This is a genomic window from Nocardioides sp., assembly GCF_036267815.1.
Classification (GTDB): Bacteria; Actinomycetota; Actinomycetes; order Propionibacteriales; family Nocardioidaceae; genus Nocardioides.
Genome location: NZ_DATAVI010000087.1, coordinates 1 through 15,792, shown reverse-complemented (window position 1 = coordinate 15,792; position 15,792 = coordinate 1). Strand labels below are relative to the sequence as shown.

General features: G+C 70.5%; 13 protein-coding genes. 2 read left to right on the top strand and 11 right to left on the bottom strand.

The window, feature by feature from the left end:
• Positions 1-48 precede the first annotated feature (48 nt).
• Entirely contained in the window at positions 49-1,704 is a 1,656-nt protein-coding gene (locus tag VHW64_RS18070; protein WP_329651968.1) for a long-chain fatty acid--CoA ligase, read from the top strand.
• 3 nt (positions 1,705-1,707) lie between these two features.
• On the opposite strand, the gene VHW64_RS18065 is transcribed toward VHW64_RS18070, so the two are convergent.
• The 11 genes from VHW64_RS18065 to VHW64_RS18015 all read right to left on the bottom strand — a co-directional run bounded on the left by VHW64_RS18065 (position 1,708) and on the right by VHW64_RS18015 (position 13,109).
• On the bottom strand, positions 1,708-2,301 hold the full coding sequence (locus tag VHW64_RS18065) for an ATP/GTP-binding protein (RefSeq protein ID WP_329651967.1): 594 nt from the start codon (positions 2,299-2,301) through the stop codon (positions 1,708-1,710).
• Positions 2,291-2,671, bottom strand: coding sequence for a DUF742 domain-containing protein (locus VHW64_RS18060; protein ID WP_329651966.1), 381 nt, complete (start codon positions 2,669-2,671; stop codon positions 2,291-2,293). Before VHW64_RS18060 ends, VHW64_RS18065 begins: the two co-directional genes overlap by 11 nt.
• A gap of 17 nt (positions 2,672-2,688) precedes the next feature.
• Positions 2,689-3,120, bottom strand: a complete 432-nt coding sequence (locus tag VHW64_RS18055) for a roadblock/LC7 domain-containing protein (protein ID WP_414690533.1) — start codon at positions 3,118-3,120, stop codon at positions 2,689-2,691.
• The gene (locus VHW64_RS18050; RefSeq protein ID WP_329651965.1) at positions 3,117-6,278 is read right to left on the bottom strand and encodes a sensor histidine kinase; all 3,162 of its coding nucleotides are present in this window, start codon (positions 6,276-6,278) and stop codon (positions 3,117-3,119) included. The genes VHW64_RS18055 and VHW64_RS18050 overlap by 4 nt, the downstream gene beginning before the upstream one ends.
• A gap of 225 nt (positions 6,279-6,503) precedes the next feature.
• Complete coding sequence (locus VHW64_RS18045) at positions 6,504-7,454, bottom strand: site-specific tyrosine recombinase XerD (RefSeq protein WP_329651964.1); 951 nt, start codon at positions 7,452-7,454, stop codon at positions 6,504-6,506.
• Between the two features lie 53 nt (positions 7,455-7,507).
• A complete protein-coding gene (gene ald / locus VHW64_RS18040) occupies positions 7,508-8,632 on the bottom strand; it encodes an alanine dehydrogenase (protein ID WP_329651963.1) in 1,125 nt (374 codons plus the stop codon).
• Positions 8,633-8,687: 55 nt separating this feature from the next.
• The gene (locus tag VHW64_RS18035) at positions 8,688-9,815 is read right to left on the bottom strand and encodes a dipeptidase (protein WP_329651962.1); all 1,128 of its coding nucleotides are present in this window, start codon (positions 9,813-9,815) and stop codon (positions 8,688-8,690) included.
• Complete coding sequence (locus VHW64_RS18030; protein ID WP_329651961.1) at positions 9,812-10,387, bottom strand: NUDIX hydrolase; 576 nt, start codon at positions 10,385-10,387, stop codon at positions 9,812-9,814. The genes VHW64_RS18035 and VHW64_RS18030 overlap by 4 nt, the downstream gene beginning before the upstream one ends.
• A 51-nt stretch (positions 10,388-10,438) precedes the next feature.
• Positions 10,439-11,182: an amino acid ABC transporter ATP-binding protein gene (locus VHW64_RS18025; RefSeq protein WP_329651960.1), complete on the bottom strand. Its 744-nt coding sequence runs from the start codon at positions 11,180-11,182 to the stop codon at positions 10,439-10,441.
• Positions 11,183-11,186: 4 nt separating this feature from the next.
• A complete protein-coding gene (locus tag VHW64_RS18020) occupies positions 11,187-12,281 on the bottom strand; it encodes an amino acid ABC transporter permease (RefSeq protein ID WP_329651959.1) in 1,095 nt (364 codons plus the stop codon).
• 6 nt (positions 12,282-12,287) lie between these two features.
• Positions 12,288-13,109, bottom strand: a complete 822-nt coding sequence (locus VHW64_RS18015) for an ABC transporter substrate-binding protein (protein ID WP_329651958.1) — start codon at positions 13,107-13,109, stop codon at positions 12,288-12,290.
• 193 nt (positions 13,110-13,302) lie between these two features.
• Between VHW64_RS18015 and pepN the strand changes: the two genes are divergently transcribed.
• Positions 13,303-15,753 (top strand): aminopeptidase N, encoded by a 2,451-nt coding sequence (pepN, locus tag VHW64_RS18010; protein ID WP_329651957.1) that lies wholly within the window; start codon positions 13,303-13,305, stop codon positions 15,751-15,753.
• Positions 15,754-15,792 lie beyond the last annotated feature (39 nt).

Here is a 15,792-nt window from a genome sequence, read left to right as displayed (position 1 = left end):
ATGTGGGTGTCAGCGTCACGTCCGCTGCGCGAGCGCGAGGAGACCTCCGTGAAGAGCACCATGCAGGACGCCCAGCTCACGATCGGCTCCGTGCTGCGGCACGGCACCCTGGTGCACGGCGACTCCGAGGTCGTCACCGCCACCGCCGACGGCACGCGCCGCCGCTCCTACGCCGAGGTCGGCCGACGCAGCGCCCGGCTGGCCCACGGCCTGCGCGGCCTCGGCATCGACGCCGACCAGCGGGTGGCGACGTTCATGTGGAACAACGCCGAGCACCTCGAGGCCTACCTCGCGGTCCCCGCCATGGGGGCCGTGCTGCACACCCTGAACATCCGCCTGTTCCCCGAGCAGCTGGTCTACATCGCCAACCACGCCGAGGACCGCGTCCTCATCGTCGACGACTCGCTGGTGCCGCTGCTGGCCCAGCAGCTCCCGCAGCTTCGGACCGTGACCCACGTGCTGGTCTCGGGGCCCGGAGCCGCCGAGGCAGACCTGGACTCCCTGCGCGCGGCCGGCAAGGAGGTGCTGCTCTACGACGAGCTGCTCGCGGAGGGCGCGGAGGACTTCGGCTGGCCCGAGGTCGACGAGCGTGACGCCGCCGCGATGTGCTACACCAGCGGCACGACCGGCAACCCCAAAGGGGTGGTCTACAGCCACCGCTCGGCCTGGCTGCACTCGCAGGCCGTCAGCACCGGCAACGCCGCCGGCATCGACTTCCACGACCGGGTGCTGCCGATCGTGCCGATGTTCCACGCCAACGCCTGGGGACTCGCCTACGCCGCGCTGATGACCGGCGCGTCGTTGTGCATGCCCGACCGCTTCCTCCAGGCCGAGCCGCTCGTGCGCTTCATCCAGGCGAGCCGGCCGACGGTCTCCGGGGCGGTGCCGACGGTGTGGAACGACGTCTTGGGCTACCTCGACGGACACGACGGCCTGCGCCTGGACTCGCTGCGGCTGATCCTCTGCGGCGGCTCGGCGGTCCCGGTCTCGCTACAACGAGGCCTCGAGGAGCGCCACGGGCTCTACGTCCGGCAGGCCTGGGGAATGACCGAGACCTCCCCGGTCGCCTCGGCCGGCCTGGTGCCCACGTCGGTGACAGGCGACGCCCAGTGGGCCTACCGCGGCACCCAGGGGCGGCTCCTGTGCGGAGTCGAGGGGCGCATCGTCGACGACGCCGGGACCTCGCTGCCCTGGGACGGCCACTCGGTCGGCGAGCTCGAGGTCCGCGGCCCCTGGGTGACCGGCAGCTACTACGACCCCGACCAGGCCGACCACGCCGAGGAGAAGTTCCACGACGGCTGGCTGCGCACCGGCGACGTCGGACACCTCGACGAGCTGGGGTACATCACCCTCAGCGACCGCGCCAAGGACGTCATCAAGTCGGGTGGGGAGTGGATCTCCTCGGTCGACCTGGAGAACGCCCTGATGGGCCACCCCGACGTCGTCGAGGCCGCCGTGGTCGGCATCCCCGACGAGAAGTGGCAGGAGCGACCGCTGGCCACGGTCGTCGTGCGCGAGGGCGCCTCGGTCACGCCCGAGGAGCTGCGCACCCATCTGGCCGCGTCGTTCGCCAGGTGGCAGCTGCCGGACGCCTGGACGTTCGTCGACCAGGTCCCGCGCACGTCGGTGGGCAAGTTCGACAAGAAGGTCGTGCGGCAGGGCTTCGCCGAGGGCCGCTACGACGTCCGCCGGGTCACCGACTGACGATCAGGCGGTGCGCTGACGGCCGGCGAGCTGGGTCAGGGCGAACTCGGTGATCCGGATCAGCGCACGCTTGGCCGAGTCGGCGTCGCGTGCGTCGACGGTGATCAGCGGGACGTCCTCGGGTAGGGCCAGCGCCTCGGCGACCTCGTGGAGCGGGTAGCGCGCGCCGCTCTCGAACTCGTTGACGGCCACGATGAAGGGCACGCTCTTGGACTCGAAGTAGTCCAGCGGCGCGAACGCCGCGTCGAGCCGGTTGGTGTCGACCAGCACGATCGCGCCGATGGCGCCGCGGACCAGGTCATCCCACATGAACCAGAACCGCTTCTGTCCGGGGGTGCCGAACAGGTACAGCACGAGGTCCTCGGCAAGCGTGATCCGGCCGAAGTCCATGGCGACGGTGGTCGTCGACTTCCCCGGGGTCTGGGCGAGGTCGTCGACGCCGACGGACTCGTTGGTGACCAGGGCCTCGGTGCGGAGGGGCACGATCTCCGAGACCGACCCGACCAGGGTGGTCTTGCCCACGCCGAACCCGCCCGCCACGACGATCTTCGTCGAGGCGGCAGCACGGCTGCCGCTCGACGGAGCATTAGAGAGCACGGAGTCCACGGAGGGTCCTTTCCAGCAGGTCGAAGCGTTCGTTGTCGGTGGAGTTCTCGGTCAGGGTCGCCTGCACATGCACGAACCCCTGTTGCACCAGGTCTCCGACCAGCACGCGGACAACGCCGATGGGGCGCTGCACCAGTGCCGACACCTCGGCGACCGATCGAGAGTCGCACAGGGAGATGATCTTCCCGGTGACGTCCTCGTTCCAGGCACGGCGAGTCGCGCTCGTGTCGAGCCGCAGCACTGCCTCCAGGGGGAGGTCGACGACGGCGCGCGTGCGCCCCGCCGTCAGTGCGTACGGACGAACGATGCGCGCAGCCGGCGGACTGGCGTGCATCTTCTCGACCTCGGGCTCTTCTGCCATGTCGTCTCCCCCAACACCTACACCCCGTGCACCCGAGCGTGAGCCTGGACCATCTGCCCGACGCGCTCGACGAGGAGGGCCATCTCGTAGCCCACCTGGCCGATGTCGGCGGTGGCCTGGGTCAGCACCGCGAGGTGCGACCCGTCGCCCACGCTCATCAGGAGCATGAAGCCGTTCTCCATCTCGACGATGGTCTGCATCACTGCGCCGCCCTCGAAGAGGCGGGCAGCGCCCGTCGCGAGGCTGGCCAGCCCGGACGAGACCGCGGCCACCTGCTCAGCGCGATCTGCGGGAAGCCGCGCGCTGCCGGCCATCAACAGGCCGTCTGCGGACACCAGCACGCCATGCGCCGCACCCGGCACGCTCTCGACGAATCGGTTGACCACCCAGTCGAGCTCCCGGGTCTCGGTCTCGACGGTGGTCATCTCTGCCTGGAGGCTCTCGGTCATGCCGGTCCTGTCTCCTCATGCGCGTAGTCGTCGGTCGTGGTGGGTTGGGCCGCCGCAGCAGCTCGGCCCCGGGACACGCCGGCCGCGTGCGCGGCGAGGCGGTTGCGGATGGCCTCCGGGTCTCGGATGACCTTCGCGGGCTCCTGCGAGACACCGCCGGGCAGCAACCGGCCGCCCGGACGGCGCACCGGCAGACCGGTGCGTGTGGTGCCCTCGGCATCGGCGCTGTCCACGCGCTCTGCCGCGTCCCAACCGCGGTCCACCTCACTGGCAGACCACGTCTCCCCCTCGTTACCACCCTCGCCGTCGCTGAGCCAGTTCGAGCGGAGCTGGCCGAAGATCGGCGAGTCCACCGGACCCGTCTCGGCGACGTAGTCCCCCTCCAGGGCTGAAGCGCCGTTGGCCGCCGACAGCGGCCTCCGGATCTGCAGCCGAACCGGAGCCTCCTGGGCCGGAGCCTGCTCGGGCTCGGCCACCGGGTCGGCCAGGGCCGCCGCAGGTGCGTCGTGGACCGGTTCGGCCTCGACGGCCGCGGGCTCGGTGGTCTGAGCCTGCTCGGCGTACTCGGCCACCTCGTGCTGCTCGACCGGCTCACTGCTCGCGGCAGCGGTCCGGGCCCACGGAGTCACGCGCTCGGGCTCGTCGACCGGCTCGTGGGTCTCGGCCTGCTCGTCGTGCTCGGCCGTCTCCGGGCTCGCGGCCGCGGCAGCAGCCCACGGCGTGAAGCGCTCGGTCTGCGTCTCGGGCTCGGTCTCGGCGAACGCCTCGGCCTGGTCCGACTCCGGCTCGTCGACGCCGTCGGACGGCGCGATGCGGTCGGCCCCGAAGTCGGGCGTCACGACCTGGGCCAGACCGGTGTCCTCACCGTCGTCACCGTGCTCGTCGTGCTCGCCGTGCTCGTCGTGCTCACTGTGCTCGAACAGCTCGTCGGGCTCGTCCTGCTCGGCGAACGACGCCTCCGTGGCCTCCGGCTCGGGCGCGGCCTCGGGGGCCACCTCGTGCGTGGCCTCGGGCGCAGGACCGACGTAGAGCCCCAGGGCGTCGTAGACGGCGCCGTCCTCGTGCGCGGCGACCGGAGCCCACGGCTCGGCGGCCGGCGACTCGGCTGCGTCGTCGCGACCGGGCAGCTCGGTGGGCTCGAAGGCCGCGGGCAGCTCGTGGGCGGGAGCGGCGTCGAACATGCCGACCGAGGCGGTTGCGGCCGGAGCGGCCGGCGCGCCCTTGACCGCACCGGGGCGACGTCGCGGAAGTCCGGTGACCGCCGCGATGGCCTCCTCGATCCGCTCGAGGTACGGGTCGTACTCAACCTCGGGCTCCTCGACGATCGGACCCTCCGGCTCGGCGTCCTGGGGGACGTCCAGCACGGAGACGTGCTCGACCGGGCCGTCGGCGACCAGCACCGAGGTCGGCAGGGTGATCGTGGCGATGATCCCGCCGCCGTTGCTGTTGCGGCGCAGCTTGACCTTCAGGCCGTGCTCCTCGGCCAGACGACTGACCACGAACAGGCCCATCCGCCGTGCCGTGTCGACGGTGACCTCGCCACCGCGCTTCAACGAGTCGTTGGCCTGCGCGAGCGCGTCGCCGGCCATGCCGAGGCCGTTGTCGATGATCTCGATCGAGACCTTGCCGTCCTCCTCGGAGGCCTGGATGCCCACCGGGCTGCCCGGAGGCGAGTAGGACAAGGCGTTGTCGATGAGCTCGGCCATCAGGTGGACGACGTCGGAGGCGGCGCGCCCGGCGACCATCCGGTCGGGGGCGGCGTCGATCCGCACGCGCTGGTAGTCCTGCACCTCGGAGACGGCGGCGTGGACGATGTCGGAGACGCTGAGCTCCTCGAAGCCCGCGGTCCGGCCCTCGGTGCCACCGAGGATCACGAGGCTCTCCGCGGTACGGCGCATCCGGGTCGCCAGGTGGTCGAGGCTGAACAGCTGCTCGAGGCGCTGCGGGTCCTCCTCGTCCTGCTCCAGCGACTCGATCAGGGCCAGCTGCTGGTTGACCAGGGTCGTGTTGCGTCGGGACAGGGTCACGAACATGGCCCCGACCTGGGCCCGCAGGTGTGCCTCGCCGGTCGCCAGCGTGACCGCCTGCCGGTGCATGTCGTCGACCGCGCGGGCCAGCTGGCCGAGCTCCTCGCGACTGTGCACGGGGATCGGCGTGAACTCGTCGGGCTGCTTGCCCGACCGAATCCGGGCAACGGTCTCGGGCAGCCGCTCGTTGGCGACCTCGAGCGCGCCGGCCCGCACCTTGCGCAGCGGGACGATCAGCGCGCGAGCCACGAGCAGGGCCAAGATCAGCGAGGCGATCAACGCGGTGAGGATGATGGCCGCGTCGGTGAGGGCCCGCGACCTCGAGGTGGAGGCCGCGTTGGCCAGGCGTCCGTCGATGGAGGTGAGGAGCCGGTCGTTGACGCCGTCGTAGAGCACGAACATCCTCGGGGTGGCCTCGAGGTCGGTGACCTTGCTGCTGGTCGCCTCGCCCAGACGGGTGCCGTTGTCGGAGATCAGGGTGACGATGCGGTGGCCGCTGACGACACTGTGCAGGTTGTCCAGGGCGGTGCCCTCCACGCCGATCTCGGCGGCGAGCCAGACCGAGCCGAGCAGCGAGGACTGCTGGTTCGCGCTCTGGATCAGCAGCTGCTGCTTGGTCAGCGACAGCCGGCCGTTCAGGGCCTGGACCAGGGCCTGGACCTGGGCGCTGGGGGTGCTCGCGGTGTTCAGTGTCGAGTTCACCAGGTCGGTCGCGAGCCGGGTCATCGTGGACAGCTGCACCGGAGCCGTGGCGGTGATGCCGGTTCCCGATCCGGTCCGCAGCGTGGTGCCGATCTCCAGCATCTGGCTGACGTAGCCGTTCTGCGTGGCGGTCAGGTCGCTGCTGGCGGCGGCGCGCTTGAGGTTGGTCTCCGCGGTCGTGTACGCCGCGCTGGCGCTACTCGACCCGCTCCCCATCTGGTCGGAGAGCGCCGAGGGCAGGGCCAGCCGCTCGGTCGCGCTGAGGTAGGCCACCGCGGGGGTGAGGACCGCGGCACGCTGTTGGTTGGTCGAGTAGTCGCTGGCGTCCTTGAGCTCGGTGCGGACGCGGAGGCCACCGAAGACGGCGGCGAGGACGACCGGGATCGCGAGCACGGCCACGACCTTGCGGCGAACCGACCATTCCGACACGCGGAAGAGGGACGCACCGCCTGCGGCGGCGTCACGACGTATGTTCCTCAACGGTACTCCAGGCAGAATCGAGTCGAACCCGCGTCTCCGGCCGGCGCCAGCGACGGCTGGGCGTTTCCGCCCCGCGCTGACACGATATGAGTCTCTTGACCAGTGCGGGACGGGTTTGGCAAAGAAGTAGGTCCAACGGAACTATCGGATGACCCGAAAGAACTAGGTCCGCGCTCAGCGCGCACGTGGGTGAGCAGCTGCGAACACCTCCCTCAGGTTGTCCACGGTGACCAGGGTGTAGATCTGGGTCGTGGTGACCGACGCGTGACCCAGCAGCTCCTGGACCACGCGCACATCTGCTCCCCCCTCGAGCAGGTGTGTCGCGAACGAGTGTCGCAGGGTGTGGGGTGATACGTCACGGGTGACACCGGCACGATCTCTTGCTCTCACCAGCACCGTCCATGCCGACTGGCGAGACAGGCGCCCGCCACGAGCGTTGAGGAACAGGGCCCCCGCTCTCGTGCTGGCAGCCCTGCCGGAAGGGGCGCCGGCCGGCACGGTGGCCAGCTCGGGACGCGACCTGGTGAGGTACGCGTCGACCGCCTCGAGGGCGTAGGAGCCGATCGGGACGAGCCGCTGCTTGCCGCCCTTGCCGCGCAGCAACACCGTCGCGTCGACCCGGTCCAGGTCGTCGACGTCGAGGCCGACCGCCTCGCTGATCCGCGCCCCGGTGCCGTAGAGCACCTCCAGCAGGGCACGGTCGCGCAGCGCGAGCGTCGTCCCGGGCGAGCCCGCAGCCTCCAGGATCGACTCCACGTCGGCCAGCGGAAGCGCCTTCGGCAGCCGTCGGGCCGGCGCCGGCGGGCGGACTCCCGCGGCCGGGTCGTGGGCCGCGAGCCCGTCGGTCACCGCGAACCGGTGGAAGCCACGCACCGCCACGACCGTGCGGCCGGCGGATGTCGCGGACAGCGGCGGGTGGTCGACGTCGCCTTCGCGCAGCTCGACCAGGAAGGCCGAGACGGTCGCCTCCGTGACGCCGTCCAGGTCGTCGATGCCCGCCCGGTCCAGGAATCCCAGGTAGCGTCGCAGGTCGCGACGGTAGGACGTCAAGGTGTTCGCGGCGAGCCCGCGCTCGACCCTCAGGTGGTCGAGGTAGGTGTGAAGCGCCGGTGCGGGATCGGCCACAGATGCTCCAGACGGGTGCGGTGGGGCCTCGGGTCCCTCGACGTCGGCCGGGCTCAGCCCGCGGCAGCCAGGATCTCGTCGAGGTCGACGGCGTCGATGCCGGTCGCCTCGCCGACGGGACCGTTGGTGAGCTTGCCGTCGTAGGTGTTGAGCCCCAGCGCCAGCGAGTGGTCGTCTCGGCAGGCCTTGACCCAGCCCTTGTCGGCCAGCGCCACGGCGTACGGCAGGGTGGCGTTGGTGAGGGCATAGGTCGAGGTGTTCGGCACGGCACCCGGCATGTTCGCGACGCAGTAGAAGATCGAGCCGTGCACCTCGAACGTCGGGTCGGCGTGGGTGGTGGGGTGGGTGTCCTCGAAGCAGCCGCCCTGGTCGACCGCGATGTCGACGAGGACCGAGCCGGGCTTCATCCGCGAGACGAGCTCGTTGCTCACCAGCTTCGGCGCGGCGGCACCGGGGATCAGCACCGCGCCGATCACCATGTCCGCCTCGGTGACCTGCTGCTCGATGGCCAGCTTGGACGACGCCAGCCCGTGCACCCGGTTGTGGTAGCGCCAGAAGGACATCCGCAGCTTGTCCAGGTCGTTGTCCAGCAGCGTCACGTCGGCACCCATGCCGAGGGCGATGTTGGCGGCGTTCTGCCCCGAGACCCCGGCGCCGATGATCACGACCTTGGCGTTCGCCACGCCTCCGACGCCGCCCATGAGCACCCCGCGGCCACCTTGGGCCTTCATCAACGAGTAGGCGCCGACCTGGGGTGCCAGGCACCCGGCGACCTCGGACATCGGGTACAGCAGGGGCAGCCCGCCCGAGGGCAGCTGCACGGTCTCGTAGGCGATGCCGGTCACGTTGCGGTCGACGAGCTCCTGGGTCAGCGGCTTGTCCGCCGCCAGGTGGAGGTAGGTGAAGAGGGTCAGGCCCTCGTGCATCCGGTGGTACTCCTCCGCGACGGGCTCCTTGACCTTCAGCACCATCTCGGCGTTGTCCCAGACCTCGTCGGCACTGTCGAGGATCTTCGCGCCCGCCGCCGAGAACTCGGCGTCGTCGATCTGCGAGCCGATCCCGGCGCTCTTCTCGACGTAGACGTCGTGACCGTGCGCGGTCAGCTCGTGGACGCCGATCGGCGTGATCGCGACGCGGTACTCGTGGTTCTTGACTTCCTTCGGGACGCCGACCTTCACGGGGCACACTCCTCACGTTTCGGCCCGCTGCGGGGCCCGGGGACCGCCCCCGAGACTAGTCGGTGGTGACCCGGGCCACACTCTCGGTGTCGCGCAGGGAGCGCAGCACGTTGCGGGAGGTCAGCTTCGCCAGGTCCTGGTCGGACCAGCCACGCTCGCGCAGCGCGGCCAGCAGCCGCGGGTAGCCGGTCACGTCCTGGAGTCCCTCGGGCAGGACGTCGACGCCGTCGAAGTCGCCACCGAGCCCGACATGGTCGATGCCGGCGACCTCGCGGACGTGCTCGACGTGGGCCACCACGTCCGCCAGCGTCGCCCGGGGTGCCGGCACCTCCTGGGCATAGACGCGCTCGACCGCCGCCAGCGAGGGGATGTCGCGGGTGTCGATCCCCTCGGCGGCGGCCCGATCCTGGGCGACCAGCGCCCAGTCGCGGGCGGCCTGGCTGACGAAGCGCGGGACGAACGTGACCAGGCAGGTGCCGCCGTTGCCGGCCAGACGGGCGAGGACGTCGTCGGGGACGTTGCGTGGGTGGTCGCAGACGGCGAACGCCGAGGAGTGGCTGAAGATCGCGGGGGCTGCGGTGGTGTCCAGGGCGTCGCGCATCACGTCGTGGCTGACGTGGGAGAGGTCGACGAGCATCCCGATCCGGTTCATCTCGCGCACGACCTCGCGGCCGAAGTCGCTGAGCCCCCCGAGCACAGGCTCGTCGGTCGCCGAGTCGGCCCACGAGGTGTTGTCGTTGTGGGTGAGCGTGAGGTAGCGGACGCCCAGCCGGTGGTACATCCGCAGCACCGCCAGCGACTCGGCGATCTGGTGGCCGCCCTCGGCACCCATCAGGCAGGCGATCCGACCTGCCTGCCACGCCGCCTCGACCTCCTCGGCGCTCGTCGCGAGCGCGAGCTGGTCGGCGTACCGCTCGATCATCGTGTACGCCGCGTCGATCTGCTCCAGCGTGGACCTCACCGCCCGCTCGCCCTCACGGCACGGCACGAAGACCGACCAGAACTGCGCGCCCACGCCGCCGTCGCGCAGCCGCGGGATGTCGGTGTGGGTCTGGGTCTGCCGCTCCCCCACGTCGTAGGCCGCGAAGTCGTAGCCGTTGAGGTCGCGCATGGCCCAGAGCAGGTCGTTGTGTCCGTCCATCACCGGATCGGCGGCCAGCAGGTCATCGAGGGAGAGGGTCACAGCAGTCCTTTCGCGTCGGCCAGGAGCAACGTCTGCACGAGGAGCCCGTCAGCGACCTCGCCGGCCAGCACCGCCGCGCGGAGCTCGTCGACCGGCACCCAGTCACCGCTCATGTCGGCCTCCTCGTGCCTGCGCTCGAAGGCGGCGGTGATCTCGCGCAGCCCGCGCGCGAGGAAGAGGTGCGTGACCTCCGAGCTGATGCCAGGACTGGACCACGTGCTGCCCAGGTGCGTCCAGTGCCTCGCCTCCAGGCCCGCCTCCTCGCGGAGCTCGCGCCGGGCGGTCTCCTCGGGCGCCTCCCCCGTGGCGTCCAGCAGCCCGGCGGGCAGCTCGACGAGACGACGCCGTGCCGGATGCCGGTACTGCCACAGGCAGTAGGCGCGCTGCCGGTCGTCGACCGCCAGCACGATCACCGCGCCCGGGTGCTCGAGCACCAGGCGCGCGAACGTCTCGTCGTTGCCGGGCGCGTGCAGCTCGTCGAGGCGCAGCGCCATCACCCAGTCGGTGCGGTAGAAGTCCTCGGTGCGGGTGACCGGCCACGACTCGGGCGCGTCCCGCAGCTGTAGGGGCATGCTCCGACCGTAGCCGAGCCCCCAGACCTCAGCCGCCATCGGCCGCAGACCTCAGAGGCGGCCGGACTTCACCACCCGGCTCAAGAACTGCTGGGTGCGCGGCTCCTGGGGGTTCTCGAAGATCTGCGCCGCGCTGCCGCGCTCGAGGATCGAGCCGTTGTCGAGGAAGCAGACCTGTGAGGCGACCTCCTTGGCGAAGCCCATCTCGTGGGTCGCCAACAACATGGTCAACCCGCCGTGGGCGAGCTGGCGCACGATCTCCAGCACGTCGCCGACCAGCTCGGGGTCCAGGGCCGCGGTGATCTCGTCCAGCAGCATGACCCGCGGCTGCATCGCGAGCGCCCGCACGATGGCCACGCGCTGCTGCTGCCCGCCGGAGAGCATGTCGGGGTAGGCCCGGGCCTTGTCCTCCATGCCGACCGACCCGAGCAGCTGCATCGCCCGCTCGCGGGCCTCCTGCTTGCTCACCCCACCCACGCGGGTCGGCGCGAGCATGATGTTGGCGAGCACCGACATGTGTGGGAACAGGTTGTAGCTCTGGAACACGATCCCGACGTCGCGGCGCAGGGCGTTGAGGTCCACGCCCGCACCGGTCACGGTGTCGCCGTCGATCCGGATCTCGCCCTCCTGGATCTCCTCCAGGGCGTTCACGCAGCGCAGCAGCGTCGACTTGCCGGAGCCCGAGGCGCCGATCAGGCAGACGACCTCGTGGCGCTCGACGTCCAGCGTGACGCCCTTGAGCACCTCGTGCTCGCCGTAGGACTTGTGCACGTCTTCGATCTCGAGGAAGGCCATGGCTCTATCCCCCGGCCCGTCGAGCGGCGTCGCGGTCGATCAGGTAGTCGACGAACCGCGCCTGCGGGATCGTGATCACGATGAAGAAGATCGCGGCCAGCACCACGGGCGAGATCTTGAAGTAGGTGTTCTGGTAGAAGGTCGTGGTCAAGAACACCTCGGCCACGGCCGCGATCGACAGCAGCGCGGTGTCCTTCTGAAGGCCGATGAAGTCGTTGAGCAACGGGGGGATCACCCGGCGGATGGCCTGCGGGACCAGGACGGTCCGCAGGGTCATGGAGTAGCCCAGGCCGAGCGAGCGCGCCGCCGCGCTCTGGCTGGGGTGGATGGAGGTCAGGCCCGCGCGGTACACCTCCGCGACGTAGGCCGTGTAGGTGATCGTCAGCGAGATGGCCCCCAGCAGGGCGCCGGGCCAGTTCGCCGCCGCGGGGATGGCGAGCGGGGTGCCGAAGACGATGATGTAGATGAGCACGATCGCCGGGATCGCCCGGAAGATGTCGCAGTAGAGCACCGCGATCAGGCGGAGCGGGGCGCCGGCGCGGCCCGGGAGCAGGCGCATGATCGCGACCACCAGGCCCAGGATCAGGACTCCGACCTCGGCGACGCAGGCCACCCAGATGTTGGTCCAGAAGGCCTGCAGGCTGTCGACGAAGGCCTTGCTGATCGGGCTCCAGTCGAAGAACGTGTCCGCGACGGCGCCGTGGTTGCCGAAGACGAACTGGAGGATCCCGACGACGACCAGACCGGCGGCGGCGTACCCGATCGCGATCTGGGCGTCCTCCCGGCCCCTGGCTGCCAGCCGGCGGGCCTCCACCACCTTGTCGTCGGCGAGCAGCGAGGACCGCGCCGGGATGGCGCGCAAGGCCTTCACGCAGGGCCACCACGCGAGTGCGCTGGACAGCACGATGACCACGGCGGCGATCGTCGAGGGCGCGCTGCTGTGGTTGTACGTGCGGATCAGCGAGCCTTCGTAGACCGCGCCCCCCGTCGCCACCGCGGTCAGGACCGCGGCGGCGGCGGCAACCTTGGAAACCTCCGGCGGAGGGTTCGGGTCAGGGCTCGGCTGAAGCTCGTCGGTGACGAGCCCGGTGGAGGACATCTGGGGCTACTGCACGGTCCACATCGGCACGTTGTTCGGGTCGCCACCGAACGCCGGGCCGAGGTAGGTCTTCGACAGGGTGTTGAGCGTGCCGTCGGAGATCAACGTCTGGATGCCCTTGTCGAGTGCGGTCTCGTTCGCCGAGCCCTTGGGGTAGATCGCGCCGTACTTCTCACCGGTGCTGTACTGCCCGACCACCTTGAGCTTGCCATCCGAGGCCTTCGCCTCGGCCAGCACGATCGCGGTGTCCAGGAACGCCGCGTCGGCCTGGCCCGAGAGCACGCTCTGGTAGAGCGCCTGCGAGTTCGGGTAGACCTTCGGGGTCACCTGGAGGGTGTCCTTGAGGAAGTCCACGGACGTCGTGCCGGAGTAGGCCGCGTCCCGCTTGGTCTTGATGTTCTGCTCGGTCACGTCGGAGCCGGTCTTGACCAGCACGCCGACGTTGGAGTCGAAGTAGGGCTTGGAGAAGTCCACGACCTTGGCGCGCTCGGGGGTGATCGAGATCTCGGCGAGGGCGAGGTCGAAGCTGGTGGTGTGGCCGGCCGTGAGCTGGGCGAAGTTGACGTTCTTCACCGTCACCGACTTGAGCCCGGCCATGTTCGCGAGGTTGGCGGCCATGCAGTACTCGTAGCCGCTGGTGATCGAGGAGGGGGTCTTGCCGTTCCACCAGCCCTGGGCGGGCAGCGTGGTCTCGACGGTCAGCGTGCCCGACTTGGCGGGCTTGATGCTGATGCTCCCCTTCTTGCTGGTGATCTTGCAGTCACCGAAGCTCGCCTTCGACCCGCCACATGCGGAGAGGGTGGTCGCGGCGATGAGTACTGCGCTCATCAGTCCGATGGTGCGCCTGAACTGCATTCTCGTGTCCTTCCACCTGCGCGAGCCCGAGTGACTTGGGTTGCAGGCTTCCTGCAGGAGCCTGCTGAGTCAAGGACATCGGGCGCCGAATCCGCATCGTTTCGCCCCCGAGACGCGGGAAAACACCGCCAAGTCGCGTGGTTGGCGACAGCGATACGGTGGCGCCATGACCGACATCGCGAGCCTCACTCGGGAGGAGGCCGCCGCCCGCGCGGCCCTGATCAGCGTCGAGAGGTACGACGTGTCCGTCGACCTGCGCGGCCTCTACGAGGGCGATCTCTGGGCAGCCACCTCCACGATCTCCTTCGCCTGCCACGAGCCCGGGGCGAGCACCTTCGTCGACTGCGTCGGAGACGTGCGCTCGGTGACCCTCAACGGCGTCGAGCTCGACCCCGCCACTGCCGACCGCGGACGGGTGCCGCTGCCCGACCTCCGGGCCGACAACGTGCTGGTCGTCTCCCACACCCAGCCCGACACCCACTCGGGCACCGGGATCCTCAAGACGGTCGACTCGCTCGACAAGCTGGTCTACGTCTGGTCGAGCTTCGAGCCGGACCAGGCCCGCCGCGCGTTCGCCTGCTTCGACCAGCCCGACCTGAAGGCGCCGCACGGCTTCGTGGTCGACGCCCACGAGAGCTGGACGGTGACCAGCAACTCGGCCCCCGAGCGCGTCGAGCCCCTCGGCGACGACATGGGCGGCGGGCGACGGTGGACGTTCCACGACACGCCCAAGCTCTCGACGTACGTCACGGTGGTCGACGCCGGGCCGTTCCACGAGATCCGCTCCCGGCGCGGCGGGTACGACCTCGGCCTCTACTGCCGGCAGTCGCTGCTGCAGTTTCTCGAGCGCGACGCCGAGGAGCTCTTCGACCTCACCGACCGCGGGCTGGCGTTCTTCGGGGAGCGGTTCGGCCAGCCGTTCGCACAGGAGCGCTACGACCAGGTGTTCGTCCCGAACATGGGCGGTGCCATGGAGAACTGGGGCTCGGTCACCTGGACCGACAGCGTGCTGTACCGCAGCTCCCCCACCTACGGCCAGCGCGCCGTGCGGGCACAGATCCTGCTGCACGAGATGGCCCACATGTGGTTCGGCGACCTGGTCACGATGCAGTGGTGGGACGACCTCTGGCTCAACGAGGCGTTCGCCTCCTGGGCCTCCAACTGGTCGGGCGTCAACTGCACGGAGTTCACCGACGAGTGGGCGACGTTCCTCGCCGCCAGCAAGATGGGCGGCTACCGCCAGGACATGTCACCCGCCACGCATCCGATCCGGGGCCATGTCCCGGACGTCTCACAGGCGATGGCGAACTTCGACCAGGTGACCTACAGCAAGGGTGCGAGCGTCCTCAAGCAGCTCATGGCCTACGTCGGCGAGGACAGCTTCGTCGAAGGTCTGCGCGCGTACTTCCGAGAGCACGCCTGGGGCAACACCGTCCTCGACGACCTGATGTCGGCGATCGGCGCTGCCGCGGGACGAGACCTCTCCGAGTGGACCGTGGCCTGGCTGGACCGGGCCGGCACCGACGTCCTGCGCCTCGACGGATCCACGATCACCGCGACGGCCCCCGACGACGAGGGACCGCGCCCCCACCACCTCGAGATCGGCTCGTACGCCGTCTCCGAGGACGGCCTCGCCCTGGTCGGCACGACCTCGGTCGAGACCGTGGGAGCCGCCACCCCGGTCCGGCTCCCCGAGGCGGACCTGCACCTGCTCAACGCCGCCGATCTGACGTTCGCCGCAGTCCGGCCGGATGCCGGCTCCGTCCAGGCCCTGCTGGACCACGCTGCCGACCTGCCGGAGGCCGTGGACCGCGCCCAGGCAGTCGTCACCGGGTTCCAGATGGTCTCCGACGGCGAGCTGAGCGCCGACGTGCTGTTCGACTGCGTGCTCGACGTCCTGGCCCGGGAGAAGAGCCCCGCCGTCGTCGAGTCGTTCCTCGCCGTCGCGCTCGAGCTCGCCCAGCGCTGGCTGGCCCGGGACCGCATCCCCGACGCCCTCGAGCGGCTCGCCGGCGTCTCCGCGACGCTCGCCGACGACCCCGACCACACGACCTCGGGCCTGCGCACCCTCGCCTCCTCTGCCTGCTCCGCGGAGCACCTCGCCCGCCTCGACGCGGCTGCTGGCTCCGACGTCGACCTGGCCTGGCGCGTGGCCACGAGGCGCGCCGCGCTCGGTCACTACGACGAGGAGACGGTCGAGGCCCTGCTGGCCCGCGATCCCGATCCCGACGCCGGCGTCCGTGCTCTCGCGGTCCGAACCGCCCGGCCCCTGTCCGACGCCAAGGCCGAGGCCTGGATGGAGCTGTTCGAGAAGCGCAACATCCCGGGCGGACCCATGCTCGGCGCCATCGTCCGGTCGTTCTGGCAGCCGCAGCAGGACGACGTCCTCCTGCCCTTCGCCGAGCGCTTCCTCGACGAGATCCCGGCCCTGGCCGGAGGTGGCATGCTCGCGGTCTTCGGTCTGATGTTCGGGATGTTCCCGCAGGTCGGCGACGACGCGTTCGTCTCGCGGGCGCACGGCATGGCGGCCGACCCGGAGTGCGACCCGACGGTCCGCGCGGCCCTGCTCATCGGCACCGACACCCTCAGCCGCAGGGAGCGAGCCCGCGCCGCCTGACGAAGTGGGAGTTTGAGCGTCCCGAAGTGGGAGTTTGAG

What these genes read in the sequence shown, in the direction of transcription:
- VHW64_RS18015 (WP_329651958.1), bottom strand. Translation starts at nt 13,109, where the DNA reads ATGAGCGCAGTACTCATCGCCGCGACCACCCTCTCCGCATGTGGCGGG.
- VHW64_RS18025 (WP_329651960.1), bottom strand. Translation starts at nt 11,182, where the DNA reads ATGGCCTTCCTCGAGATCGAAGACGTGCACAAGTCCTACGGCGAGCAC.
- VHW64_RS18060 (WP_329651966.1), bottom strand. Translation starts at nt 2,671, where the DNA reads ATGGCAGAAGAGCCCGAGGTCGAGAAGATGCACGCCAGTCCGCCGGCT.
- VHW64_RS18055 (WP_414690533.1), bottom strand. Translation starts at nt 3,120, where the DNA reads ATGACCGAGAGCCTCCAGGCAGAGATGACCACCGTCGAGACCGAGACC.
- VHW64_RS18030 (WP_329651961.1), bottom strand. Translation starts at nt 10,387, where the DNA reads ATGCCCCTACAGCTGCGGGACGCGCCCGAGTCGTGGCCGGTCACCCGC.
- VHW64_RS18020 (WP_329651959.1), bottom strand. Translation starts at nt 12,281, where the DNA reads ATGTCCTCCACCGGGCTCGTCACCGACGAGCTTCAGCCGAGCCCTGAC.
- pepN (WP_329651957.1), top strand. Translation starts at nt 13,303, where the DNA reads ATGACCGACATCGCGAGCCTCACTCGGGAGGAGGCCGCCGCCCGCGCG.